This window comes from Cobetia sp. Ld8 (assembly GCF_045066615.1).
GTDB classification, from domain to species: Bacteria; Pseudomonadota; Gammaproteobacteria; order Pseudomonadales; family Halomonadaceae; genus Cobetia; species Cobetia amphilecti.
Window position 1 is genome coordinate 967,425 of the sequence record NZ_JBISHF010000008.1, and the last position, 25,476, is coordinate 992,900.

At 63.1% G+C, this 25,476-nt stretch carries 21 protein-coding genes; 9 read left to right on the plus strand and 12 right to left on the minus strand.

Annotated features, from left to right (window positions below; genetic code table 11):
* Positions 1-46: 46 nt before the first annotated feature.
* From ACJJV2_RS14970 to ACJJV2_RS14980, 3 genes are all read right to left on the minus strand, one after another.
* Entirely contained in the window at positions 47-1,228 is a 1,182-nt protein-coding gene (locus ACJJV2_RS14970; protein ID WP_405282244.1) for a GlxA family transcriptional regulator, read from the minus strand.
* Positions 1,229-1,896: 668 nt separating this feature from the next.
* Positions 1,897-2,760 carry an S-formylglutathione hydrolase gene (gene fghA / locus ACJJV2_RS14975; RefSeq protein WP_405281997.1) on the minus strand — a complete coding sequence of 288 codons (864 nt, stop codon included), beginning with the start codon at positions 2,758-2,760 and terminating at the stop codon, positions 1,897-1,899.
* A 121-nt stretch (positions 2,761-2,881) separates the two neighbouring features.
* Positions 2,882-3,991: an S-(hydroxymethyl)glutathione dehydrogenase/class III alcohol dehydrogenase gene (locus ACJJV2_RS14980; RefSeq protein WP_043333735.1), complete on the minus strand. Its 1,110-nt coding sequence runs from the start codon at positions 3,989-3,991 to the stop codon at positions 2,882-2,884.
* 286 nt (positions 3,992-4,277) lie between these two features.
* On the opposite strand from ACJJV2_RS14980, the gene ACJJV2_RS14985 reads away from it, so the two are divergent.
* Complete coding sequence (locus ACJJV2_RS14985; RefSeq protein ID WP_216060106.1) at positions 4,278-5,171, plus strand: LysR family transcriptional regulator; 894 nt, start codon at positions 4,278-4,280, stop codon at positions 5,169-5,171.
* 137 nt (positions 5,172-5,308) lie between these two features.
* On the opposite strand, the gene ACJJV2_RS14990 is transcribed toward ACJJV2_RS14985, so the two are convergent.
* Complete coding sequence (locus ACJJV2_RS14990) at positions 5,309-6,835, minus strand: NCS1 family nucleobase:cation symporter-1 (protein WP_054555323.1); 1,527 nt, start codon at positions 6,833-6,835, stop codon at positions 5,309-5,311.
* Positions 6,792-7,187: a hypothetical protein gene (locus tag ACJJV2_RS14995; RefSeq protein WP_405282000.1), complete on the minus strand. Its 396-nt coding sequence runs from the start codon at positions 7,185-7,187 to the stop codon at positions 6,792-6,794. The genes ACJJV2_RS14990 and ACJJV2_RS14995 overlap by 44 nt, the downstream gene beginning before the upstream one ends.
* 553 nt (positions 7,188-7,740) lie before the next feature.
* On the opposite strand from ACJJV2_RS14995, the gene ACJJV2_RS15000 reads away from it, so the two are divergent.
* From ACJJV2_RS15000 to preA, 4 genes are all read left to right on the plus strand, one after another.
* Positions 7,741-8,577: a nitrilase-related carbon-nitrogen hydrolase gene (locus ACJJV2_RS15000; RefSeq protein WP_043333765.1), complete on the plus strand. Its 837-nt coding sequence runs from the start codon at positions 7,741-7,743 to the stop codon at positions 8,575-8,577.
* Between the two features lie 107 nt (positions 8,578-8,684).
* On the plus strand, positions 8,685-10,127 hold the full coding sequence (gene hydA, locus ACJJV2_RS15005) for a dihydropyrimidinase (protein ID WP_043333732.1): 1,443 nt from the start codon (positions 8,685-8,687) through the stop codon (positions 10,125-10,127).
* A gap of 205 nt (positions 10,128-10,332) precedes the next feature.
* Positions 10,333-11,733, plus strand: coding sequence for an NAD(P)-dependent oxidoreductase (locus ACJJV2_RS15010; RefSeq protein WP_405282002.1), 1,401 nt, complete (start codon positions 10,333-10,335; stop codon positions 11,731-11,733).
* The gene (preA, locus tag ACJJV2_RS15015; RefSeq protein ID WP_405282003.1) at positions 11,733-13,085 is read left to right on the plus strand and encodes an NAD-dependent dihydropyrimidine dehydrogenase subunit PreA; all 1,353 of its coding nucleotides are present in this window, start codon (positions 11,733-11,735) and stop codon (positions 13,083-13,085) included. The genes ACJJV2_RS15010 and preA overlap by 1 nt, the downstream gene beginning before the upstream one ends.
* Before the next feature lie 172 nt (positions 13,086-13,257).
* On the opposite strand, the gene ACJJV2_RS15020 is transcribed toward preA, so the two are convergent.
* From ACJJV2_RS15020 to ACJJV2_RS15030, 3 genes are all read right to left on the minus strand, one after another.
* On the minus strand, positions 13,258-13,878 hold the full coding sequence (locus ACJJV2_RS15020) for a TetR/AcrR family transcriptional regulator (protein WP_043333730.1): 621 nt from the start codon (positions 13,876-13,878) through the stop codon (positions 13,258-13,260).
* Positions 13,879-14,048: 170 nt separating this feature from the next.
* Positions 14,049-15,257, minus strand: coding sequence for a CmpA/NrtA family ABC transporter substrate-binding protein (locus ACJJV2_RS15025; protein ID WP_348473058.1), 1,209 nt, complete (start codon positions 15,255-15,257; stop codon positions 14,049-14,051).
* Between the two features lie 50 nt (positions 15,258-15,307).
* On the minus strand, positions 15,308-15,883 hold the full coding sequence (locus ACJJV2_RS15030) for an ANTAR domain-containing response regulator (protein ID WP_405282006.1): 576 nt from the start codon (positions 15,881-15,883) through the stop codon (positions 15,308-15,310).
* 562 nt (positions 15,884-16,445) lie between these two features.
* Here ACJJV2_RS15030 and ACJJV2_RS15035 point away from each other — a divergent pair.
* Positions 16,446-17,804 (plus strand): NarK family nitrate/nitrite MFS transporter, encoded by a 1,359-nt coding sequence (locus ACJJV2_RS15035; RefSeq protein WP_405282007.1) that lies wholly within the window; start codon positions 16,446-16,448, stop codon positions 17,802-17,804.
* 121 nt (positions 17,805-17,925) lie between these two features.
* Here the strand turns inward: ACJJV2_RS15035 and ACJJV2_RS15040 are convergent, their stop codons facing one another.
* The 3 genes from ACJJV2_RS15040 to dbpA form a co-directional block, all read right to left on the minus strand.
* Positions 17,926-18,093, minus strand: coding sequence for a hypothetical protein (locus ACJJV2_RS15040; protein ID WP_166019763.1), 168 nt, complete (start codon positions 18,091-18,093; stop codon positions 17,926-17,928).
* 163 nt (positions 18,094-18,256) lie between these two features.
* Entirely contained in the window at positions 18,257-18,829 is a 573-nt protein-coding gene (locus tag ACJJV2_RS15045) for a GNAT family N-acetyltransferase (protein ID WP_054555319.1), read from the minus strand.
* 229 nt (positions 18,830-19,058) lie between these two features.
* Positions 19,059-20,459 carry an ATP-dependent RNA helicase DbpA gene (dbpA, locus tag ACJJV2_RS15050; protein ID WP_043333726.1) on the minus strand — a complete coding sequence of 467 codons (1,401 nt, stop codon included), beginning with the start codon at positions 20,457-20,459 and terminating at the stop codon, positions 19,059-19,061.
* Between the two features lie 1,094 nt (positions 20,460-21,553).
* Here dbpA and ACJJV2_RS15055 point away from each other — a divergent pair.
* Positions 21,554-23,167 (plus strand): hypothetical protein, encoded by a 1,614-nt coding sequence (locus tag ACJJV2_RS15055; protein ID WP_405282009.1) that lies wholly within the window; start codon positions 21,554-21,556, stop codon positions 23,165-23,167.
* Positions 23,168-23,509: 342 nt separating this feature from the next.
* Here the strand turns inward: ACJJV2_RS15055 and ACJJV2_RS15060 are convergent, their stop codons facing one another.
* Positions 23,510-23,944, minus strand: a complete 435-nt coding sequence (locus ACJJV2_RS15060) for a hypothetical protein (RefSeq protein ID WP_043333725.1) — start codon at positions 23,942-23,944, stop codon at positions 23,510-23,512.
* A 387-nt stretch (positions 23,945-24,331) separates the two neighbouring features.
* Between ACJJV2_RS15060 and ACJJV2_RS15065 the strand changes: the two genes are divergently transcribed.
* Together ACJJV2_RS15065 and ACJJV2_RS15070 are read left to right on the plus strand one after the other, a co-directional pair.
* The gene (locus ACJJV2_RS15065) at positions 24,332-24,835 is read left to right on the plus strand and encodes a hypothetical protein (protein WP_405282011.1); all 504 of its coding nucleotides are present in this window, start codon (positions 24,332-24,334) and stop codon (positions 24,833-24,835) included.
* 203 nt (positions 24,836-25,038) lie between these two features.
* Positions 25,039-25,353 (plus strand): hypothetical protein, encoded by a 315-nt coding sequence (locus ACJJV2_RS15070; protein ID WP_043333722.1) that lies wholly within the window; start codon positions 25,039-25,041, stop codon positions 25,351-25,353.
* Positions 25,354-25,476: the final 123 nt, after the last annotated feature.

Genomic DNA, 25,476 nt, shown 5'->3' on the forward strand with positions numbered 1-25,476 from the left:
GCAGAGGCGTTGGACATTGCGGGAGGCTGGTGTCAGTCGGCAGGCGTCAGCCCTGCAGACGCACACTGGCGTAGGTCGGCTCACCGCGCGCATTGGCCAGTGCCAGAATCGCCGAGGAGACGGGGGACTCGCTGGCCGGTTGCAGGGGCGCATTGCCGACCATGCTCTGGCCGATCGACTGGTGCAGCAGCCCTTCCAGACTGGCGATACCGGTCAGCTGATGATCGCCATCGGCGCGACACGGCACCTCCAGCACGCTGACACTGCGCTCGCCCCCGATGCGCTCATCACGCGGCGGCATGCCGAAGTACTCGCGGTAGCACTTGGAGAAGTGCGGCGTGGACACGAAGCCGCAGGCCGAGGCCACCTCGATGATCGACAGCGCCGTCTGCTTGAGCAGCTGACGCGCGCGGGTCAGGCGCAGCTTGAGATAGTAGCGCGACGGCGAGCAGTGCAGATACCGCTGGAACAGCCGCTCCAGCTGACGGCGCGAGACATCGACATAGTGCGCCAGCTCGTCCAGGCCGATGGGCTCTTCCAGATTGGCCTCCATCAGCGCGACGATTTCCAGCAGTTTGGGCTGGGTGGTGCCCAGCACATGCTTGAGCGGCACGCGCTGCTGGTCCTGCTCGCCACGTACGCGATCGCAGATGAACATCTCGGAGATGCCCGCCGCCAGCTCGCGGCCATGCTCGCGACCGATCATGGTCAGCATCATGTCCATCGGCGCGGTTCCGCCGGAGGCCGTGGCGCGGTCCTGATCGATGGAGAACAGTCGCGTGGTCAGCGGCACGCGCGGGAAGGCTTCCTGCATCGCGGCCAGACACTCCCAGTGGATGCTGGTCTCATGGCCTTCGAGCAGCCCCGCCTGGGCCAGCGCCCAGCTGCCGGTGCAGACGGCACCCAGCTTGCGGCCGGCACGTGCCTGCGCCTGCAGCCAGCTGACATGCGGACGATGCACGGAGCGCTGGATGCCGACGCCACCGCACACGATGACGATATCCAGCGGCGGGCAGGCCTCGGTGGAGGTATCGGGCGTGACCTGCAGGCCATCGCTGGCGCGCACGGGGGCGCCTTCCAGCGTCACGGTATACCAGCGGTACAGCTCGCGTCCGGCCAGCTGATTGGCCATGCGCAGCGGTTCCACCGCCGAGGCCAGCGAGATGAGCGTGAAGCTGTCGAGCAGCAGGAAGCCGATGGTCTGCGGCTGGCGCGTCTCGCCGGCCATTCCTGCAGCGGATGAGTGAGCTTCGTACGGGCGGGCGAAACGGCCACTGGTCAATGCCATGAGGGGAGTCCTTCTCTATATCTGCTTGAGTGGCAGACCGGGGCCTCGTGGTGCCCTCTCCCGTGGCCTGATGAGGCCGGCGGGGGTCCGCAGTATTATCGTTATTGGGTCTCAGCAGGGAGCGAACCCGGAGGGTCGGCTCCAGCAGCGACGACATCGGCGATCGGCCCCATCAGGGGGAGGTCAATAAGCGACCTCTGCAATTCCGATAGCGTCAGGGATGTCGTGATTCACTGCCTGGACGTCGTGTGTTGTCCACCTCTCGACAGTAAACCATCGCGCCTGCATGGCGCAGTGACTTTATCGCCGCTGTGCAGCAAATCATCGTTGCCGTACGGCACAGAATAACGCCTGAGTTGGCTACCACTGACGCAGCATAAGCAAACGCTACCAAAACGGGCTTTCATGCCTGAAGGTTCTGAAAAACTCTGCTTCTCATGACGAAAAAACGACAGTCCCGCTATCCATCAATCGATAGCGGGACTGTCGTTTCTGTCTTTCACGCTGTGTCTCTGCTCGGCGAGCGATCATCTGCGACTGGCGCTTTCACACCTCAAAGCAGATGTTTCGCGTGTCTATTCATCTCTACCAGCTACCACACTCACACCTCAAAGCAGGTGCTTCGCATGGTAGGCAAGATGCTCATCGATGAAGCTGGCCATGAAGAAGTAGCTGTGGTCGTAGCCGGGCTGACGACGCAGGACCAGCGGGTGGTCCAGTTCGGCGCAGACCGCCTCCAGGCGCTCCGGCTTGAGCTGCTCCTCGAGGAACTGATCACTCTCGCCCTGCTCGACGAACAGCTCCTGACGCGCGGCGCCGCTCTTGCTCGCCTGCTTGACCAGCTCGCAGGTGTCCCACTGCGCCCACTGGGCGCGGTCATCGCCGAGATAGCCGCTGAAGGCTTTCTCGCCCCACGGGCAGGCCATCGGATTGACGATCGGCGCGAAGGCCGAGACCGAACGATAGCGGCCCGGATTCTTCAGCGCGCAGATCAAGGCGCCATGGCCCCCCATGGAGTGACCGGAGATCGACTCACGCTCGCCATCCACCGGGAAGTGCCGCTTGACGAGCGCCGGCAGCTCCTCGGTGACGTAGTCATACATGCGGTAATGACGTGCCCACGGCTCGCGGGTGGCATTGACGTAGAAGCCTGCGCCACTGCCGAAGTCGTAGCTGTCGTCTTCGCCTTCCAGATTGACGCCGCGCGGACTGGTGTCCGGGCAGATCAGGGCGATGCCCAGCTCCGCCGCCTTCTTCTGCGCGCCGGCCTTCTGCATGAAGTTCTCGTCGGTGCAGGTCAGCCCCGACAGCCACCACAGCATCGGCACCGGGCCCTGTTCGGCCTGGGGCGGCAGATAGATGGCGAACACCATGTCGCAATCCAGGCTGCCGCTGCGGTGACGGTAACGCTTGAGCCAGCCGCCATGCACCTTGTTGGCGCTGACCAGCTCGAGTTGTTCGGTCGCGGTCATCATGCTCTCCCTTGTGATATCGCCCATGAAAACGGCGTCGGCAAGCCGACGCCGTTTCGCATTCCAGACCTCACCGGGCAACAGGTGTTTCCGTGTTGCCCGGCGGCAGTTCAGCCCCGGATCAGAAGCTCAGCACGGTACGGATCGACTTGCCTTCGTGCAGCAGATCGAAGGATTCGTTGATCTTCTCGAACGGCATCTGGTGAGTGATGAAGTCGTCCAGATTGATCGCGCCGTCCATGTAACGCTCGACGTAGCCCGGCAGTTCGGTACGGCCCTTGACGCCACCGAAGGCGGAGCCTTTCCAGACGCGCCCGGTCACCAGCTGGAACGGACGGGTGGAGATCTCTTCACCGGCACCGGCGACGCCGATGACGATGGATTCGCCCCAGCCCTTGTGTGCGCACTCAAGCGCCGCACGCATGACATTGACGTTGCCGATGCACTCGAAGGAGTAGTCGACGCCGCCGTCAGTCATGTCGACGATGGCTTCCTGGACCGGCACGGACAGCTTGCTCGGGTTGACGAAGTCGGTGGCGCCGAACTTGCGGGCCAGGTCGAACTTGTCTTCATTGATGTCGATGGCGATGATGCGCGACGCCTTGGCCATCACCGCGCCCTGGATGGCGGCCAGACCGATGGCACCGAGGCCGAAGATGGCGACGGTAGAGCCCGGCTCGACCTTGGCGGTGTTCATCACCGCGCCGATACCGGTGGTGACGCCACAGCCCAGCAGGCAGATCTTGTCCAGCGGCGCTTCCTTGGACACCTTGGCCAGCGAGACTTCCGGCACCACGGTGTATTCGGAGAAGGTGGAGGTACCCATGTAGTGGTGCAGCATCTTGCCATCGAGGGAGAAGCGCGAGGTGCCGTCCGGCATCAGGCCGCGACCCTGGGTGGCACGCACGGCGCTGCACAGGTTGGTCTTGCCGGAGAGGCAGAACTTGCACTTGCCGCATTCGGCGGTGTAGAGCGGAATGACGTGGTCGCCCGGCACCAGGCCAGTTACGCCTTCGCCCACTTCCTCGACGATACCGGCGCCTTCGTGGCCCAGAACGGACGGGAACAGGCCTTCCGGGTCTGCGCCGGACAGGGTGAACGCATCGGTGTGACAGACGGCGGTATTGACGATGCGTACCAGCACCTCACCGGCCTTCGGCCCTTCGACATCGATCTCGACCAGTTCCAGCGGCTTGCCGGCTTCCAGCGCAATCGCAGCACGTGATTTCATGAATCTCTCCTAGTGAGCATCAATAGCGGTAAACTGGCTGCCAATCTCATGCCCCCTGGTGTGGTGATGATCACCACGGAGGCCACCCTGAAAGGTAGCAGCACCTGACAGGTTGCATAGATGAGTCGCCCGAGGGGCTCCCCACGCGACAGGCACTGGGCTCGTCCTTGCGGTTCATCCTTGCGGGCTTGGCATGGAGCACAGTCTACGCAGTCATGCGGGTGGGATTAAGCCGTCGGCACTCAGATGATTATTGCCACTCAACAACAATGAAAGAGGAGCCAGCATGCAGCGCTGGGACCGTATCGAAGCCTTCGTGGAAGTCGTCAGAATCGGCTCATTTTCCGGTGCCGCCCGTCATCTCGGGGTGTCCAGCTCACATGTCAGTCGTCTGATCAGCCAGCTGGAAGCCCAGCTCGATACCCAATTGCTCTACCGCACCACCCGTCAGACGCGTCTCACCGATGCCGGACAGGTGTATTTCGAGCACTGCCATCACCTCTTCGATGGCTTCCGCGCCGCCGAACAGGCCATCGGTGACTTCCACGCCCGCCCCAGCGGCGTGCTCAAGCTGACCAGCGCCACCACCTTCGGCGAGCGCTACGTCGCGCCGCTGGTCAACGACTTCCAGCTGCTGCACCCGCAACTGGAAGTGCAGATGCACTTCACCAACCGTCCGGTGGAACTGATCGACGAGGGCTTCGACGTCGCCATCCGCATGGGCGTGCTCAAGGATTCCTCGCTGATCGCAAGGCGGCTGGTGGACCGCCGCGAATTCGTCGTCGCCTCGCATGACTACTTCCAGCAGGCGCCGCGCCCGCACACCTTGGCCGAGCTCTCCAGTCATCGCTGCCTGGCCGGTTCCAAGCGCGAGTGGCTGTTCGAGGTCGAGGGTCAGCGCCGTGAGGTGCGCATCACCGGCAGCTGGCAGGCCAACTCGGGTCCGGCACTGTTGGACGCCACGCTCAAGGGCCTCGGCCTTGCCCAGATTCCCGACTATTACGTCGCGCCCTATCTGGCCAGCGGCAAGCTGATCTCGGTGCTGGATGAGTACCAGGTGCGCGATACCGGGGTGTGGATCGTCTATCCCCGCCACCGCCACCTCTCGCCCAAGGTGCGCCAGTTCGTCGACTTCATGGTCGAGCGCTTCGAGGGCGGCATCCCCGGCCTTGACGCATGACGCGCCGCTGCAGATGAGCTGCCGAATTGATGAGCGAATAAGTTGATGAGCGGATAAGTTGATGAGCCGACGAACGACAGACGGGCTGCCAATCGGCAGCCCGTCTGTCATTGCACTCACCATGCTCATCAGTGGCGTCAGGCGCGCTGCGCCCCGCTGCCCGGCACCGCCTCGGGCAGATGCACCGGCGGCGCCTTGACCAGCAGCTTGCTGGCCACGAAGTAGACCAGCGCCCCCAGCAGCGAGCCGGTGAACCAGCCGTAGTCGTAGAACCAGGAAAGTCCGGGCTGCGAGAAGCTGATCACCGTCAGCCCCACCGGCACGAAGAAGGCGATGAAGCCCGCCGGATTGAAGGCCGGATAGGTGCTGCCATCCAGATAGAGTGCCGGCAGATCAAAGGACTGACGACGGATCACGAAGTAGTCGACGATCATGATCCCCGCGATCGGCCCCAGCAGACTCGAATAGCCCAGCAGCCAGTTGGAATAGAGGCTCTCGAGACTGACGTCCGAGACGATCCAGCCCATCTTCTTGATCAGCTCGAAGCCCATCAGCAGCACCCCGACCAGCCCGGTCAGCAGCACGCCGCGCGTCTGGTTGATCAACTTCGGTGCGATGTTCTGGAAGTCATTGGTCGGCGAGACGATGTTGGCCGCGGTATTGGTGGAGAGCGTCGCGATGATGATCAGCACCATGGCGATGGCGACCCAGCCGGGGCTGTCGATACGACCGATCAGGTTGACCGGGTCGGAGATGGTCTCGCCCACCAGCGAGCTGGACGCCGCGGTCAACACCACGCCGAGCGCGGCGAAGAAGAACATCGTCAGCGGCAGGCCGATGATCTGACCGACGATCTGGTCCTTCTGGCTCTTCGCGTAACGGCTGAAGTCAGGAATGTTCAGCGACAGCGTCGCCCAGAAGCCGACCATCGCGGTCAGGCCCGCCATGAAGTAACTGGCCACGCCATCGCCTTCGGGACGATTCGGCGGCTGGGCCAACAGCTCGCTGATCGAGGTATGCGGCAGCGCCCACACCATCAGGCCGACACCCACCGCCAGCAGCAAGGGCGCGGAGAGCGTCTCCAGCCACTTGATGGATTCCGCGCCGCGAATCACCACGAACAGGTTGAGCGCCCAGAACACGAAGAAGCCGATGACCTCGCCTACCCCACCCAGCGCCTTCCAGTCGGCCGAAAGGCTCGACAGCAGCAGGTGGATCGCCAGCCCGCCGAACATCGTCTGGATACCGAACCAGCCACAGGCGACCACCGCGCGAATCATGCATGGCACGTTGGAGCCGATGATGCCGAAGGAGGAGCGCAGCACCACCGGGAAGGGGATCCCGAAGCGCGTGCCGGGGAAGGCATTGAGAGTCAGCGGAATCAGTACCACCAGGTTGGCGACCAGAATCGTGAACAGCGCCTCGCCGACGCTCAGGCCGAAGTAGGCGGTCAGGACGCCACCCAGGGTGTAGGTCGGCACGCAGATCGACATGCCGACCCACAGTGCGGCGATGTTCCAGCGCGACCAGGTGCGTTCGGCACTCTTGGTCGGCGCGATATCCTCGTTGTAACGCGGGCTGCGGGCGACATCCTGTGCCACCACCAGCTCGATCATTTCCTCATTGCTGCGCACCATGTGCGAGCGCGTCTGTGTCGGGGCCATGAGTCCTCACCTGTTCAGCTGTTGTTATTGTTGAGGGTGATGCACTGCGCTTGCCTTGTGTCACTTGTCGTTTCTTGTCTTCCTCACCTTCTCCGTCGCTTTCCTGACTCCTCTTCGCTCCTCCCCGTTCGGCACACTTCATCAGGCACACTTCATTCGGCACTGCATGCAGAAGATTCTGATGCAGAAGATTCTGCGGCAGACGAATCTGTGGCAGACCGTGTAGAAGAAACACCTTGGGCAGTTCGTGTGCAAAACCCTGTGGCAAATCGCATGCCGCCGGCCGGATTATTGCCGACAAATCAAACCTGTCTTGCAAGACAACTTGAGATGCAATGGCGCGTATTTTCATGCATGACGCCTGTCAGGTGGCGACAAGCCGTGTTCGCGCCAACTGTCAGTATGGTCAGGTTCCAAGCTGGTGCAAGGCGGTCTTGCGCAATGTCCCCGCAAACGATCACAAGCCACTGTTGTGCATCGCCTTTTCCCTTGAAAATCACGTGAACCACGCTGATTCTCCAGGCACCACAATGGTGAAACATGGCCTTTTCTTGAATAAAAACTCTTTGATAACAACAAGATAAATCCACAAGACTTTATTTGACACTTCATCTTGCCGAACGCGGGAACACTGTCTAATGTTCATTAAGCTGACTGGTGAGACAGGATTTAAATCGGACCTTTCCTGACCCATGACGCCTGCCAGCGGCATGCAGACTTGCCAGGCAGGCGGCGTGTTTTTCCTGGGGCCATTTCGCGCTATCCCTGCTCACCCGCTCAGCCCACCAGCACTCATTGAAGACAACAACAACCGGCGCCAAGCGCCCGATGAGGAAGACATGTCGAACGATTCCCGCATCTCCTATACCGAGGATGCCGGCAAGCTGCGCTGCGCCGTCATCCAGATGGGACTCAACGTCTCCACCGACCTCGAGCCCGCGCAGATCCGTGATGCCATGAACGAGGCCCACCTGCCGCTGATCGACCAGGCCGGTGAGGCTGGCGTCAAGATCCTGTGCTTCCAGGAAGTCTTCAATCAGCCCTATTTCTGCCCGAGCCAGGATGCCAAGTGGTATGCCGCCGCCGAGCGCGTGCCCGACGGCCCCACCGTCACCCTGATGCAGCAGTACGCGAAGAAGCATCAGATGGTGATCATCGTGCCCATCTACGAGGAAGTGCAGCCGGGGGTGTACTACAACACCGCCGCCGTCATCGATGCCGACGGCAGCTATCTGGGCAAGTATCACAAGACCCACATCCCGCAGGTGGCGGGCTTCTGGGAGAAATTCTTCTTCAAGCCGGGCAAGTCCGACTGGCCGGTCTTCGACACCGCCTACGGGCGCATCGGCGTCTACATCTGCTACGACCGCCACTTCCCGGAAGGCTGGCGTGCGCTGGCGCTCAACGGCGCCGAGATCATCTTCAATCCCTCCGCCACCGTCGCGGGCCTCTCCCAATATCTGTGGGAGCTGGAGCAACCCGCCTCCGCCGCCGCCAATGGCTGCTACATCGCCGCCATCAACCGCGTCGGCCATGAACAGCCCTGGGATATCGGCGAGTTCTACGGCTCCTCCTACTTCGTGAATCCGCGCGGCCAGATCGAAGCCCAGGCCAGCGCCACCGAGGATGAGCTGCTGATCCACGACCTCGACATGGCGATGGTGCGCGAGGTGCGCAACAACTGGCAGTTCTTCCGCGACCGTCGCCCCGATGCCTATACCCGCCTCACCGACGGCGAGTGACGGACTGACGACCCGCACGACAACAACAAGACGACCAGCACGACGACAACAAGACGACCTGACACTCAATGCCGGACAAGGCCGCGCGATGCGGCCGGGAGAGATTCATGGCAATCCTGATCAAGGGCGGCAGCATCCAGACCCACGAAGAGCGCTACACCGCCGATGTGCTGTGTGACGGCGAGACCATCACCGCCATCGGCACCGACCTGGACGTACCGGACGACTGCGAAGTGATCGACGCCAGCGGCTGTCTGGTGATGCCCGGCGGCATCGACCCGCACACCCACATGCAGCTGCCCTTCATGGGCACCGTGGCCAGCGAAGACTTCCAGACCGGCACCGCCGCAGCGCTGGCCGGCGGCACCACCATGATCATCGATTTCGTGATTCCCTCCCCGCAGCAGCCGCTGATGGAGGCCTATCACACCTGGCGCGAATGGGCCGAGAAGTCGTGCTGCGACTACAGCTTCCACGTCGCCGTCACCTGGTGGGACGAGAGCGTCAGCCAGGACATGGCGACGCTGGTCGCCGATTACGGCGTCAACAGCTTCAAGCACTTCATGGCCTACAAGAACGCCATCATGGCGCCGGACGACACCCTCGTCTCGAGCTTCGCGCGCTGTCTGGAACTGGGCGCGATTCCCACCGTGCATGCCGAGAACGGCGAGCTGGTCTACCACCTGCAGCAGAAGCTGCTGGCCGACGGCATCACCGGCCCGGAGGCGCATCCGCTGTCGCGCCCGCCGCAGGTCGAGGGCGAAGCCGCCAGCCGTGCCATCCGCATCGCCGGTACCCTGGGCACGCCGGTGTATCTGGTCCACGTCTCCACCGCCGATGCGCTGGAGGAGATCCGCTACGCCCGCGAGCACGGTCAGCCGGTCTACGGCGAGGTGCTGGCAGGCCATCTGCTGATCGATGAAGAGGTCTATCAGAACAAGAGCTGGGAATTCGCGGCCGGCCACGTGATGAGCCCGCCGTTCCGCTCGCTGGAGCACCGCCAGGCACTGTGGGGCGGCATCCAGTCCGGTGACCTGCAGACCACCGCCACCGATCACTGCTGTTTCTGCGCCGAGCAGAAGGAGATGGGCAAGGACGACTTCTCGAAGATTCCCAACGGCACCGCCGGGGTCGAGGACCGCATGGCGATGCTGTGGCACGAAGGCGTCAATACCGGGCGCTTCTCCGCCGAGGACTTCGTCGGCCTGACCTCCACCAACGCCGCCAAGATCTTCAATCTCTATCCGCGCAAGGGTGCGATCCGCGTCGGCAGCGACGCCGACATCGTCGTCTGGGACCCCAATGCCGAACGCACCATCTCGGCCAAGACCCACCACCAGAACATCGACTTCAACATCTTCGAAGGCCGCACCGTCAAGGGCATTCCGCGCCACACCATCAGCCGCGGCGACTGGGCCTGGCGCGATGGCGAACTGCATGCCAAGCGCGGCCACGGCCAGTATGTCGAGCGTCCGGCCTACCCCAGCGTGTTCGACCAGCTCAAGGCCCGCGCCGAGAGCAACGTCGTCAGCGCCGTGGATCGCAGCTGACGGCAGCGAACGACCCACCTGAGACCAGCACGACACGGCTGAGACCAGTACGGCACGACTGAACGACGGCCTGGCGGCGCACCTGACGCGCTGCCAGTCCCTTAGCACTTCCAAACAAGCCGCTGCCAGTCCCCAAGCGCAACCCGACTCGCCTGCAAGACCAACAACAACGACCCCGCGCCTGAGCGCGGGCAGGAGCCACACCGTGACCACATCCTCCACTCCTTCCCACTGGGCCCCGAGCGGGCTCACGGAAGAGGCGCTGAGTGCGCGTTTCACAGACCTGCATCCGGCGCTCAGCAAGCGCCAGGCCTTCATCGAGAGCTCGCGCTGTCTGTACTGCTACGATGCCCCCTGCATCAAGGCCTGCCCGACCAGCATCGACATCCCAACCTTCATTCGCCGTATCCACGATGACAATCTCGAAGGCGCCGCCAGCGAGATTCTCGATGCCAATATCCTCGGTGGCAGCTGCGCCCGCGTCTGCCCCACCGAGATCCTCTGCGAGCAGTCCTGCGTGCGCAATCAGGGCGAAGAGTGCCAGCCGGTGCTGATCGGCCTGCTGCAGCGACATGCGCTGGACAACGCCCAGTTCGAAGCCCATCCATTCACGCGTGGCGCCAGCACCGGTCGGCGTATCGCCGTGGTCGGCGCCGGGCCAGCCGGGCTTTCCTGCGCCCATCGTCTGGCACGTTTCGGCCACGACGTGGTGATCTTCGAGGCCGAGGAAAAGGCCGGCGGCCTCAACGAATACGGCATCGCCCGCTACAAGCTGACCGATGACTTCGCCGCCCGCGAAGTCGAATTCCTGCTCGAGATCGGCGGCATCGAGATCCGCCATGGTCAGCGCCTCGGCGACAACCTGGCGCTGGCCTCCCTGACACGCGAATTCGACAGCGTCTTCCTGGGCCTCGGCCTTGGCACCAGCCATGCCCTCGGCCTGACCGGCGAGGATGCCAGCGGCCTGATGGCGGCCACCGACTTCATCAAGGTGCTGCGTCAGAGCGGCGAACTGAACGCCCTGGCGGTGCCCAGACACGCCGTGGTGATCGGCGCCGGCAACACCGCCATCGATATCGCGGTGCAGGCCAGGCGCTTGGGCGTGCAGACGGTGGACCTGGTCTACCGGCGTGGCGAGGAGCAGATGTCCGCCACCCATCACGAGCAGGAAATCGCGCGCGCCAATGGCGTGATGATCCACACCTGGGCGCGCCCGCTGGCGATCGATGTGGCAAACGATAGTGATAGAAGCGAAGAAGGTGATGACGCCGCGCTCAGCGCGATGCAGTTCGCGCGCACGCGGGTCGAGGATGGCCGCCTCGTCGATACCGGCGAGACCTTCACGCTGGCCTGCGATGGGGTCTTCACCGCCATCGGCCAGGGCTTCGATGACGCGAGCCTGAGCGACGTCCATGCCGCAGGGCTGGCCCGCGAGGGGGCCAGGATAGAGGTGGACGAGATGCTGCGCACCAGCCTGCCCGGTGTCTATGCCGGCGGTGACTGCATCGCCCGCGGGCAGGACCTCACCGTTCAAGCCGTCGCCCACGGCAAGCTGGCCGCCGAGGCCATCCATCACGATCTGATGCTCAAGGTGGAGGCCGCCTGATGACCATTCATACCCCGCTCAATGATGACAACGCCCGCCCGGCAAGTGCTGGATCAAGCGGCGATCACGTCGCCAGCTACAAGGCCGATCTGTCGGTCAACTTCGCCGGCATCCGCGCCCCCAACCCCTTCTGGCTGGCCAGCGCCCCGCCCACCGACAAGGCCTACAACGTGGTACGCGCCTTCGAGGCCGGCTGGGGAGGCGTGGTCTGGAAGACGCTGGGCGAAGACCCGGCGGCGGTGAACGTCTCCTCCCGCTACTCGGCGCACTATGGCCCGAACGGCGAAGTCAGCGGCTTCAACAACATCGAACTGATCACCGACCGCTCGCTGGAGATCAACCTGCGCGAGATCACCCAGGTCAAGAAGGACTGGCCGGACCGCGCGCTGATCGTCTCGCTGATGGTGCCGTGCGAGGAAGAGGCCTGGAAGACCATCCTGCCGCAGGTCGAGGCCACCGGCTGTGACGGCATCGAACTCAACTTCGGCTGCCCCCACGGCATGCCGGAACGCGGCATGGGCGCGGCGGTGGGCCAGGTGCCGGAGTATGTCGAGCAGGTCACGCGCTGGTGCAAGACCTACAGCTCGCTGCCGGTGATCGTCAAACTGACGCCCAACATCACCGACGTGCGTGAACCGGCCAAGGCCGCCTGGCGGGGTGGTGCCGATGCCGTCTCGCTGATCAACACCATCAACTCCATCACCCATCTGGATCTCGACCGCATGGTCGCGCATCCCATCGTCGGTGACCGCAGCACTCACGGCGGCTATTGCGGCAGCGCCGTGAAGCCCATCGCGCTGAACATGGTGGCCGAGATAGCGCGCACGCCGGAAACCGCGAACCTGCCGATCTCCGGCATCGGCGGCATCTCCAACTGGGAAGATGCCGCGGAATTCATCGCCCTCGGCGCGGGCAGCGTGCAGGTGTGCACGGCGGCGATGCTGCATGGCTTCCGTATCGTCGAGGAGATGAAGGATGGCCTGGGGCGCTGGATGGATAGCAAGGGCTATCAGCGTATCGACGAGTTCTCGCGCGCGGCGGTGCCCAACACCACCGACTGGAAGCAGCTGGACATGAACTATCAGGTGATCGCCCGCATCGACCAGGACAAGTGCATCGGCTGCGGACGCTGCTACATCGCCTGCGAGGACACCTCGCACCAGGCCATCATGCATCTGGCCAAGGACAACGGCACCGCCCGCTATGAGGTGAAGGACGCCGACTGCGTGGGCTGCAACCTGTGCGAGATCACCTGCCCGGTCGAGGACTGCATCAGCATGGAAGTGCAGGACACCGGCAAGCCGTACATGAACTGGATGGAGGACCCGCGCAATCCGCATCGCGCTGCCTGATCGCCTGATGCGGCGCTGATCCTGAACAGGAGCGGAGAGAAACAACGAGAAACAGATGGAATCAAAAAAGGGGCTGCCAGCAATGGAAGCCCCTTCTTCATTGGCTTGATGACCCACCAATGATGACGATGATTAGCTTCAGGATAATGAAATCATGAAGTCACCTGCTGACTCAGGCAGACAAACCGACGCCCTTCAGCAGCACCCGCGTCACGTTCTGCACCGCCTGCTCGAATTCCCGATCACTCAGCGCCTTGCCCTGATTGAGCACCGCGATCTGGTGATCGAAGTCGGCGTAGTGCTGGGTGCTGGCCCAGATCATGTACAGGTAGGCGGAGGCATCGACGTTGTCGATGCGGCCCTCGCCGATCCACTGGCGCAGGCGTGACTTCTTCATCTCGGCCCACTCGTCGAGCCACACCGTCAGCTCCTCTCCCAGCACCGGCGCGCCCTGCATGATCTCGCTGGCCCACACCTTGGAGCCATAGGGGCGCTGGCGCGAGTGCATCATCTTGGCGCGAATGTAGGTGGAGAGCACCAGCTGCGGGTCGTCGTAGGCCTCGAAGCACAGCGCATCTTCCTTCCACAGCGCCAGCAGGCCATCGAGCACCGCGCGATACAGCGCTTCCTTGGTGCTGAAGTAGTAATGCAGATTGGACTTGGGCAGCTCTACCTCGGCGGCAATATCGACCATGCTGGCGCCGACATAGCCCTTGAGAGCGAAGATCTTTTCGGCGGCGAGCAGGATGCGGCCGACATTATCCTTGCGAATCTGAGACTTGCGAGTGGTCATGCGATCCCCTGACGCGGTGCTGGCAGTGCGATGAGAATATCACAACCGCACTGCCAACATGTCTGAGCCGTCAGGTTTGCCCTGTCATCCGGCAAAGGAGATGGCGACTTCTCTGCAAGTGCTGTGCAATCCCGCGCCAGCGCGGACCGGCAAGAACCGCGCCCGCGACATCACTCGAAGACCGCGCCATCGATGAAGCCATCCGCCGGCATCGGCACCTGGCCCGCCTCGCCGCTCAGCCACCAGGGCGCCGGATGCGTGCCTTCACTGCGCTCATCCGCCACCGGCACCACCATGCCCAGCTTGCGGGCCGCCGTGCGGTAAAGATCCGGGCGCACACAGCGTGTCAGCGTCGCCTCGAGATCCTCGTCATTGAAACCCTGCAGATGCCCCCAGCGCTGCATCTGGGCGATGTACCAGCGCGTCTGGGAACGCCACGGGAAGTTGGCCGCATAGCGATGGAAGATGGTCCAGCCGGGATTGTGCTGCTGGAAGTCGTCCACCGACTGCTCGACATCGACATCTTCCAGTCCGCGCGTCACCACGCTCATCGGCACCTCCGGCATGCCCTCGTCATGCAGCCACTCGGCGGCTCTGGCCCGATTGCCGGGGCGGTCCAGCCAGGCGCAGGCATTGAGCAGCGCGCGAATCAGCGCCTGATGCGCCAGCGGATGCTGCTCCGCCCAGTCCTCGCGCACGCCCAGCACCTTTTCCTGCCCGAAGCGCCAGATATCGTGACTGCCCGCCACCACCTGCCCCATGCCCTGCGCCGCCGCCAGGCTGTTCCAGGGCTCACCGACACAGAAGCCATCCAGCGCACCGCTGGCCAGCTGTGCCGCCATCAGCGGCGGCGCCACGGCGCGCATCTCGACGTCGCGGTCCGGATTGATGCCGCCCGCCGCCAGCCAGTAGCGCAACAGATAACGATGCGAGGAGAACGGGTGCACGCTGGCCAGCTTGAGCAGCGGCTCGCCGCGCTGCTTGCGCTCATGCACATGCGCCGCCAGCGCCTTCGCGACCTGCAACGGACTGGAGAGGTCGTGGCCGTCCTCGCCGAGGGTGGCCATCAGCGCGCGCGACAGCGTGATGGAGTTGCCGCCCAGATTCAGTGTCATGGCACTGATCACCGGCGTGGCGCGGCCATCCAGGCCCAGGGTCGAGGTCAGCGGCATCAGCGCCAGCATCTGCGCGCCCTGCAGCACGCCGGTCTGCAGGTCATCACGCAACGCCGCCCACGAAGGTTGCCACTTGAGTGTCACCGCCAGCCCTTCCTCGCGGAAAAGCCCCAACTGCTCAGCGACCACGAAGGGCGCGGCATCATTGAGTGGCATCAGGCCCAGCGTCAGCTGATGGCCATTCAGGGGTACATCTGTGGGCATCACGCACACCTCTTGAACGATCGAGAGAGAAGGACAGTACGGCGACCGGCTCAGCGCCGACGCGCGGCCTTGAGCAGCTCATCGGCCAGCTCATGCAGGGCCAGGCGCCGGTTCATGGCGGTCTTGCGCAGGTATTGGTAGGCGGCATCTTCACTGAGCCCGCGCGTCTCCATCACCACGGCCTTGGCGCGATCGACGCTGCGCCGCTGCACCAATGTGGTCTGGGTACGGTTGAGCTCCCCCTTGAGCGCACGGTGCGCCTCGAAGCTGGTGATGACGACCTCGACCATGCTGCGCACCATCGCAGGCATGACGTGGTCCACCACATAGGCCGAGACACCGGCGCCTGCCGCCTCACGCACGAGGTCCGGGGCATCTTCACTGGCCAGCATGATCATCGGCTTGGGATAGCGTCGCCCCAGCTGGCCGAGATGCTCCAGGGTGTCGCGGCTGGGCAGGTCGGCGTCGATGATCACCGCATCGGGCTGATGCTGCTCGACCAGCGCGTGCAGGTCCTCGTGCTCGTCAACGCGCAGCGCCACCTCGAAGCCGGCGCTCAATAGCGCCTGCTCCAGCGCGGCGGAGCGCTCACTGCGGACATCGACGATCAGCACGGTCACGGGCATGTCAGGTTTCCTTGGGTCGGGCATGAGACTTGCCGTACACCCAAGCAGGATTCGTGCCGCAATCTGGTGCAACCCTGCGACCAAAGGCCTTCAGAGCGGCCGAGCCGAAAGCGTCGCTGCACTGCAATGAGGCACGCGCCTTGCCGACCCTCCCAGCGCCAGTCGCGTGCGCCAGACTGGTACCTCGCGCCTTGCTGACGCACCGCCAGCGCGCATCGAGCGCGCATCCAGCCCGGGACACCGCCTGCGCGTGCCAACCTACTGCCCTCGCCAAGCCATTGATCTTCTGGGACTTGTCCCGCCCACACCCCCGCAACTGGCGCGCTACTTGCTTTGTTCCTGTCACTTGCCGCACAGACGCTCTGCTGCCGGCAACCATGGCATCACCGACTGCTGCCATCGCTATCCATGACGTGGACCAGGCTCTTCGGAGTACGAGTGCGTCGAACCAGGCCCCTCAATGACGAGGCGCCCTTGCTGTCGTTCATTCACAGCCGTTCGACCACTCGCCGAGCACACCTGACCTCGTGCCCGGCACCGACGCTGAATCAGGAGCCCACTCATGGATATCCGCAACAAGGCCAGCCGCATCCGGCTGTTCAGCTTCAACACCCCGCAAATGCGCGCCTTCCACATGTCGTGGTTCGCCTTCCACGTCTGCTTCTTCGGCTGGTTCGGCATCGCGCCGCTGATGGCCGTGGTGCGTGACGACCTCGGCCTGACCAAGACCCAGATCGGCAACACCATCATCGCCTCCGTCGCCATCACGGTGATCGTGCGCCTCGCCATCGGCGTGCTGTGTGATCGCATCGGGCCACGCAAGGCCTACACCTGGCTGCTGTGCCTCGGCTCGCTGCCGGTGATGTGCATCGGCTTCGCCGACAGCTTCGAATCCTTCTTCCTGGCCCGTCTGGCCATCGGTGCCATCGGCGCTTCCTTCGTCATCACCCAGTACCACACCTCCGTGATGTTCGGCCCCAACGTGGTCGGCACCGCCAACGCCACTACCGCGGGCTGGGGCAACCTGGGCGGTGGCACCACCCAGATGCTGATGCCGCTGGTGATGGCCGGCCTGCTGATGCTGGGCGTCGAGCAGACCCTGGGCTGGCGTCTGGCGATGGTCGTGCCGGGCATCGTGCTGTTCCTGACCGGTATCGCCTACTACTTCTTCACCCAGGATGCGCCGGACGGCAACTTCAACGAGCTGCGTGAGCGTGGTGAGCTGCCCAAGGCCGAGAAGGAATACAGCATGCGCGCCACCTTCGGCGCGGCGGCACGCGACATCCGCGTCTGGGCCCTGTTCCTCGTCTATGGCGCCTGCTTCGGGGTCGAGCTGACCATCAACAACGTCGCCGCCATCTACTTCTTCGATCACTTCGACCTCGATCTTGCCACCGCCGGTCTCATCGCGGGCCTGTTCGGCCTGATGAACCTGTTCGCCCGCACCCTGGGCGGCGTGTTCTCCGACCTGTTCGCCCGCCAGTCCGGCCTCAAGGGCCGCGTGCGCTGGCTGTTCATCGCGCTGCTGTGTGAAGGCGTGGCGCTGGTCGGCTTCGCCCAGATGGAAACCCTCGCGGTGGCCATCGGCATCATGCTGGTCTTCAGCCTCTTCGTGCAGATGGCGGAAGGCGCGACCTTCGGCATCGTGCCCTTCGTCAATCGCAAGGCACTCGGCGCGGTCGCCGGTATCGTCGGTGCGGGCGGCAACGCGGGCGCTGTCGCCGCGGGCTTCCTGTTCCGCAGTGAGGAGCTGACCTACCAGGAAGGCCTGATGTACCTGGGCATGGGCGTGATCGTGATCTCGCTGTTCGCACTGCTGGTGCGCTTCAGCGCCGCCACCGAGGCCGAGGAAAGCCGCGCCTACGACGCCGCCGTCGCGGACCGCAAGCAGCAGAGCGAGCAGCAGCCCGCCTCGGCATAAGCGGATTGCTTTCTCCCCGAGCCAGACACAAGAAGGCCCCGCCTCATGGGAGGCGGGGCCTTCTTGTGTCTGGCGACAGCTCAGGTCAGCGGCGACTCATCGCGGCGCTGGCATCCGAGCCTCAGCTATCGGTGGCGTTCTCGACGCTATCACCGGCTTCCTCGACGGCGTTGTCCATCTTCTCACCGGCCTTCTCCATCGGGCCTTCGTCCTCGCAACCGGCGAGCGACAGGCCACCGAGACCGAGCATGGCAATCATCAGCGAACTACCCAGAGTCTTGAGCTTCATGATGTCTCTCCTTGAATCATCGGTCGGAATGACGCGACAGCTGCCATCACACGCAGGCTGCCACGTGGTGTTACCCATGACATGGAGCTGGAGCCTTGCCGTTTCAAGGGTCACGCAACGCCGAGTTGCCTGTTGCTGATCAAAACCAACCGCTCAAGGCTGCTCAGATACCCAGCTCAGAGAAGGTATCGGGAAACTGCACTTCACCGCCCAGCCCCTCCAGATAGTCCGGCAGCAGCTCGAAGGCGACGAAGGAACCCGGCACGTCGTCATGATGGCAGTAGAGCCCGTAATGACACGCCGGATGAAAGCCCAGATGGGTATAGAAATCCGCATGGCCTGCCGCCACCACGGCCCCCGCCCCCAGCAGCCGGCAGCGCTTGACCGCCGAGATCACCAGCCGCTTGCCGATGCCGTGACGCTGATGCTGGGGCAGCACCGCCAGCGGCGCCAACGCCATCAGCACGCGGTCCGGGTAGCCGGAAAGCTCCACCCGCGACACCATCACATGCCCCAGCAGGCCGCCCTCGCCTTCGCTGAGGTGACGGCCGGTCTCCGGGTCGGTGACACGCTCGGCCACCAGCGAGATCTGCGCCAGATTGCCTCGACGCAATCTATCACCCAGGCGCGCTTCACGATGGCCGGCAAAGACGGATTCATGAATGCGGTAGATGCGCTCATGATCAATGAGACGTTCTTCACGAATGCGAAGATTATCGACGGCGTTGGCAGTCATCACGAGGTACCGGATCAGCGCCCTGATGGCCAGGGACGTTACCTCAAGCTTAGCCACCGCCCGCAGCGGCTGCGAGCGTCAATCTGCTGCTCAAAAAGCACGATGCCCGCCGTGGTGGCGGGCATCGCTTGGGGTGATATCAAGGTCGCATGGCAGATGAAAAGACTGGTTCAGTCCCTCTCAGGGTTCTCGCCGATACCGGTCAGACACGTCACCGACGCTGCCCGCCTCAGCTCTTGAGACGACGCGCGCGGAAGGAGCGCCCCTTGAGCTTGCCGTTCATCAGCTGGGTGAGTGCCGACTTGGCGACATCACGCTCCACGGCGAGGAAGGTGGTCCGCGCCAGCACCTTGATCTTGCCGATCTTGCTGCCTTCCAGGCCGCCGTCACCGGTCAGCGCGCCGAGGATATCGCCGGGGCGCAGCTTGTCCTTCTTGCCACCGTCGATCTGCAGCGTCGCCATGCGCGCATGGAACGGCTCGCGCGTCAGCATGCTTTTCGAGGGCAGCGGCTCGGCTTCCAGCGTCTGCTCGAGGAATTCACCCAGCTTGGTCAGACGATAGTCTTCCTTCTCGGTGTACAACGTGCAGGCGATGCCGGAGCTGCCGGCACGGCCGGTACGCCCGACACGGTGCACGTGGGCGTCGAGATCACGCGCGATCTCGTAGTTGAACACCGCGTCCAGCGCTTCGATATCCAGCCCGCGCGCCGCGACATCGGTGGCCACCAGAATCGAGGTGCTCTTGTTGGCGAACATCACCAATGTCTGGTCACGCTCGCGCTGTTCGAGATCACCGTGCAGCGCCATGGCACTGAAACCGTGCTCATTGAGCGCGTCGCTGACTTCCTGCGCCTGACGCTTGGTGTTGCAGAACACCACGCTGGATTCCGGGCGGTACTTGAGCAGCAGGATACGCAGCGCCTCGAAGCGCGCCTCGTCATCGGCGACACGGTGGAACAGCTGACGGATGCTGCTGTCATCGTGAGTGGAGGCCACCTCGATGCTGACCGGATCACGCAGCATGCGCTCGGCGATCGGGCGCACGCCATCGGCGAAGGTCGCGCTGAACAGCAGCGTCTGACGCTCCTCCGGGGTCTCGGCGACGATGGCATCCAGCACCTCGGCAAAGCCCATATCGAGCATGCGGTCGGCTTCATCCAGCACCAGGGTATTGAGCTCGACCAGGCTCAGGCTGCCCTTGCGCAGGTGCTCATCCACGCGCCCCGGCGTGCCGACGATGATATGCGCGCCGTGCTCCAGCGAGCCCAGCTGCGGGCCGAAGGGCGCGCCGCCGCACAGAGTCAGCACCTTGACGTTGTGCAGGCCGCGCGCCAGACGACGGATCTCGCCGGCGACCTGATCGGCCAGCTCACGTGTCGGACACAGCACCAGTGACTGCACACGGAAGCGCGAGACCTTGAGACGCGACAGCAGCCCCAGGCCGAAGGCAGCGGTCTTGCCGGAGCCGGTCTGGCCCTGGGCGATGACATCGCGGCCTTGCAGCATCGGCGGCAGGCTCTGCGCCTGAATCGGCGTCATGGTGTGATATTCGAGCGTGGCGAGGTTGTCGAGCAGCTCGGGCGCCAGCGCCAGAGAGGCAAAGGCAGGGGTGGCGGTGGCGTCAGTCACGGGGACATTCCTTCAATCGATGAACAGGCACGAGCCGAACGGGCTTACGCGCGGGCGCAGAGCATAGCAGAGCGTGGCCACTAACGCCTGCCACGGATGCCAGCACCTGATACCGGCTCCCCAGGCGAGATAGCCTTTTTGAGCAACGCCCTCTCTTGCCCGCCAGACTCACTTCTCAGCACACCGTATGAGCCAGCTCGAATGTGACTCAACTCAAAGCATGATTTTCGTCACGACAGGATTCGATTCCCGCCAAATATCATTTATTAATTATCGTTAATTAAACAAAATGGCCAACGGTCAGTTGGCATGACATGACACGGAAACGCATATCAGATTGTCGATGTTTCCCGAGCCTTGATTCATGCAGCGTATTCACACAAATAACGTCGCTACTCATGACGGAATAATCATCGCGACGTTCTTGTTATCTGCCTCAGACTATCAGTGCCAATGACGCACCAGGATTGGCGCATACCGAGATGGGCCCACCCCCATGCCGGGCATGAGGAATGCCAGCTCTCATCAATGATGTGCTGCTGGATACCGCTCGGCTACCGCATCGCAGCTTCTATTGAGCAGCGGTGCCGCTGCGCGCCCAGAGGCTCCATCTGAATCGATGTCATGAATATCAATGACTTGCAGATAGCGAAATGCTGTCTGTGTCGCACAGGCGTTTTCGATCTCGGGGTGGTCTCCCGAATTGGATCGTTGCAAGCGTACTGACAGCTCGTGCGAAGCCGCTCATCACGCTGGTCATGAAACCGGTCATCAAGCCCGGTGCAAGGCACAGGTCGCCGGCACTCAGAACCGGCAACACCTTGGAAACACCATTGACGTGAATCCTGCAGCTTCACCGCCGCAATGCACGGCACCACACGCATGCAAGTTGCTGTAATAGCACGTCAAAGAGCAAATGATATCGCACGGACAGGCGATCTTTGCCACCCGCAACACCACGGTCACCGCTGCCCCGACGACAGGGGAGCAGCAATAGAGCGGCGCAGTCTTCAAGCCGCCAGCTGTCAGAGGGGATCACACCTCTCTACCGAAACAGCCACAAGATGTCACTACGACCCAGGGAGCAAGACGACATGAAGGACCTCTCAAGAATCACGGGCTACGGATGTATCGTGGCCGGTGTCGGCCCGGCAGGCATGGGATTTCTGTTCAATGCCCTCAAGACAGGCCAGATCACGACACTGGCCCGCCACGGACTGTTGATTCTCGATGCCGGCGGTACCCACGCCAGCGGCAAGCTTGGCGCTGGTCGGCTGGGCGAATATCGCATCACCGCCAACTCGGTCGGCGATGTGTTCCTCGACTGCCTGCGCGACCCGGCACTCGCCGACGTGCTGGCCCCGCTTGAAGGCGAACCCTGCCTGGAACGAATCCGGGCCGATCCCTACTCCTCCCCGCGACTCGATGAGATCGGCGAGCTGCTGGAAGCCGCCAGTGCCCTGGTATTGGCGCACATCACCGCCCTGCCGGGCGTCAAGATGTGGTGCGGCACCAGCCTGGACACGCTGCAGTACCTCGACGGCACCAGCATTCTGACCCTCTCGCATGAACCGGAAGTGGCCCAGCGCACGTCGCGGCTGCGCACCGAGAACCTGGTGCTCAATCTGGGCGGCCAGCAGTGCCCGGAGCAACTGACCCAGAGCCTCAATCGTCAGGGGCTGACGCCGTCGCGGCGCGCACGCATCTACAGCGGCGATGAGCTGTTGCGCATGCCGCCGGGGCAGCTGCGCAGCCTGCTGCTGCCGCGTCTGCGGCGTGGTGGTCGCGTCTGTGTGGTGGGTGGCTCGCACAGCGCCTTCTCGATGCTCGACGTGCTGGCCGACGCGCTGCGCAATACCCACGTCAAGGAGATTACCCTGCTGCATCGCTCGCCGATTCGGCTGTTCTTCGAGAACGCCGAAGAAGCGCGCGCCGCAGGCTATCACTACGATGCCGAGCGCGATGTATGCCCGATCAGCGGTCGCATCAACCGTTCCGGCGGGCTGCGCTACCGGGCGCTGGCCATCGGTCAGGAAATACTGGCCACCGGCCGCATTGAAGAGTGCGCGATGGACATCCAGCTGGTGCAGACCGGCCCCGGCAGTGCCCAACGCCTGGAACTGGCCAGCGAAGTGCTCGCCGACGCGCCCATCGTGGTGCAGTGCAACGGCTATCAGCCGATTCTGCCCACCATCAGCGACGCTCATCATCAGCCCATCACGTTGCGCGAGGTGAATGGCGGGCTGGATTCCGATGCCAACGGCAACCCCTGCGACATCCACGGCCAGCGTCTTGCGGGCCTCTACATGTTCGGGCTGGGCGCCGGTCTTGCCGTCGACCCGACACTGGGCAGTGAAGCCTCCTTCGATGGCCGTATCTACGGCGTCTGGCAGTTCCACAACCACGCCAGCCTGCCGGCCCTCCACGCCATCATTGCGCGCAACGCCAGTGACGACGCACTCGGCAGCGACACTGCTCACTCCGTCGGTCAGGTGATCGCCAGCGATCGCGGCATGGCAAGCGTCAGCGGCAGTGGAATGACCAGCGTCAGCGACAAGACCCGCGACAAGACCATCGCAAACAATGTCGTCAGTGAGAAAGCCAGCGCGGACAGCCTCGCACAGGCGAGCGAAGCCGAGGACTTCTCCAGCGCCCTCAAGGTGCTGAGTGACTCACTGGGTCTGCAGCAGAAATCCCGCATGGCGTAGCAAGGCATGACGTGACCTGAGCAAGCACAGTGCTGCCTGTGGGCCTTGCCATCAGATAATTACGTAATGCTGATTATGTAGCACAGCAGTCACAATCATGGGCTTTACCATCTGCACATAAGCCAACAGATTGTCTTTTGGATAAACATAACAAGAAACCACACATAACGACGCTGGAGTCCCCACTCTCCCCGGCGCAAGCAAGAAAGGCCACACGAAGACGCACGATGGCGATACCTCCCCACACAAAAGCGCCGCCCGGGCATGTCCCGAGCGGCGCTTTTGTGTGTCATTTCAGCAAGAGCTTTGGCCGAGCCTTGCAGCCAGCTCGGCCACGGGCACTTAGCGTGCCGCTTCTTCCTCAAGACGCGCCTGCTTGCCACCGAGGGTGAAGCAGGTGTCGATCTCGCGCAGCATGAACAGCGCGACACAGGCGGCCAGCATCGGCCAGGCGGCGAAGAACAGCAGGTGATCGAACGGGTCCAGATACTGCTTGAAGGCAGAGAAGGTAGACCCGGCGTGCAGCAACAGCACCAGACCATAGGTGAGGGTCTTCTTCACGCCGGTGACGAACAGCAGCAACAGCACCATCTCGATGACGGCAATCGCGATGACGATGCCCTCGCCCATGCCACCGATGGCATAGAACTTCTCGAAGATGGCGGCGGCGTGGCCAGGATTGAAGAACTTGTCCAGTGTCCACATCGTGATCACGAGGAAGACCCCGAGGCGCAGCAGCAACAGGGAAATGCGGATTCGATCGGCGTACTTCGTCATGTCAATTCTCTCCAGGGGGAATGGGCCAGCGCTGCAACGCAGCAGGCACGTACTGCTGTGTACGCACGAAGTGGCCGTCTGGTTGCATCATCGATTGATGTTTTTTCTCGCAAAATTAATCACTTGGCAGCGCAATCCCGCCGCGTGACTCCTTGGCGCAAACGCCTGCTTCATCTGCGGGTTTAGCATCCGCGAGCTGCCATTGTTGGGCAAAACAGCAGCAGTGACTGCCGCGCAAGCGACGCTGACTCGCCCGCAATCCAACACTCTGCCTTTCTCGCTGTCTGATCCAGCAGGGGCTAGCGCCTTTGCAGCCTCGCCCTGACCTTTGTCCCTCGATCCTCGACCGGCCTGCCGGCTCGCCCCTTCGCGCTGGAGTTTATCCACATGGCCTCCAAGACTGATCATCCGTCTGCTTGTGCGTCGTCAGACGCTTCAATGCCGGGCTCTTCAATCAAGCCCTCTCCTGCGCTGCGCCGCTGGCAAGCGCCCGAGCCTGGCAACTCGCATCTGCCGGCCCGCATTGCAAAGGCGCGCTTTCCAGCCTTGAGCGCCCAACTGCTGGCGCATGCCGCGCGCATTGCAGCAGAACGCGAGCGCGGCGAGATTCTCGACTACGCCTGTGCCATGAGTGCGGTGCCGACGGTGATTCAGGAGATCTGGCTGGCCAGTGGCGAGCTTGAGACATTCGCATTACGCGAAGGCATCCAGATCGAGAGCCTGACGGAGCTGCTGGGCGAGCACACTCCGCCTGACAGCCCCGCCACCGCTGCACAAATTGGCGCGCCAGCGCGGGTCGTGAGGCCCCTTGATACTTTCGACTGGCTGCATCTGGCGCTGGAGCAGCTGTTGCAGATACATCAGGATAAGCAACGTTTACACTCAGACTGATGTATCTCGGCGCCAAAACTCGTATGGTGAGAGAGAGGCTCGGCTTGTCGTCGATCAAGATGACGCGCGAGCCTCGAGCACGACTGTCATATGCACGACTGGAACGCATTTCTGGTACGAGCAACAAGGCACGACATCAAGCACAGCACGCGGAGCAGAACATCACGATCGATCATTGAAAACGACCAGCCGAGGAGGTTCACATGAAGGTCTACAAACCTGAATGGCGTTGCACGCTCGACGTGACGGAAGGCCCCGACCCCACCGCCCGCTGGAAAACACGGCTTGCCTGGCGCTTGCGCGCCCTCGCCGACCGCTTTGATGGCGGTAGTCGTACGATGAAGATTGACTGCAATGTCACCCCGGCGCTCACCCGCGAAGAGGTCGACACCTGCCTGGGCAAGGGCTTCGCCCTCAGCCAGAATCTGATGCTGCAACTGGCCAACCACAGCGCCTGCGAAGATGTCCTACGCGACGCCAAGGCCGAGCTCTACGAAGAAGAGCAACACCCGATGTAATGGTCTGATCTGAGTAGAATTCCGCAGATCACCCCATCGGTGAAGGTAGTCCGCAAGACGCATGAAAAAGCCCTCCCGGCGATGTCGGGAGGGCTTTTTTCAATTATAACAAAGGCATACGCA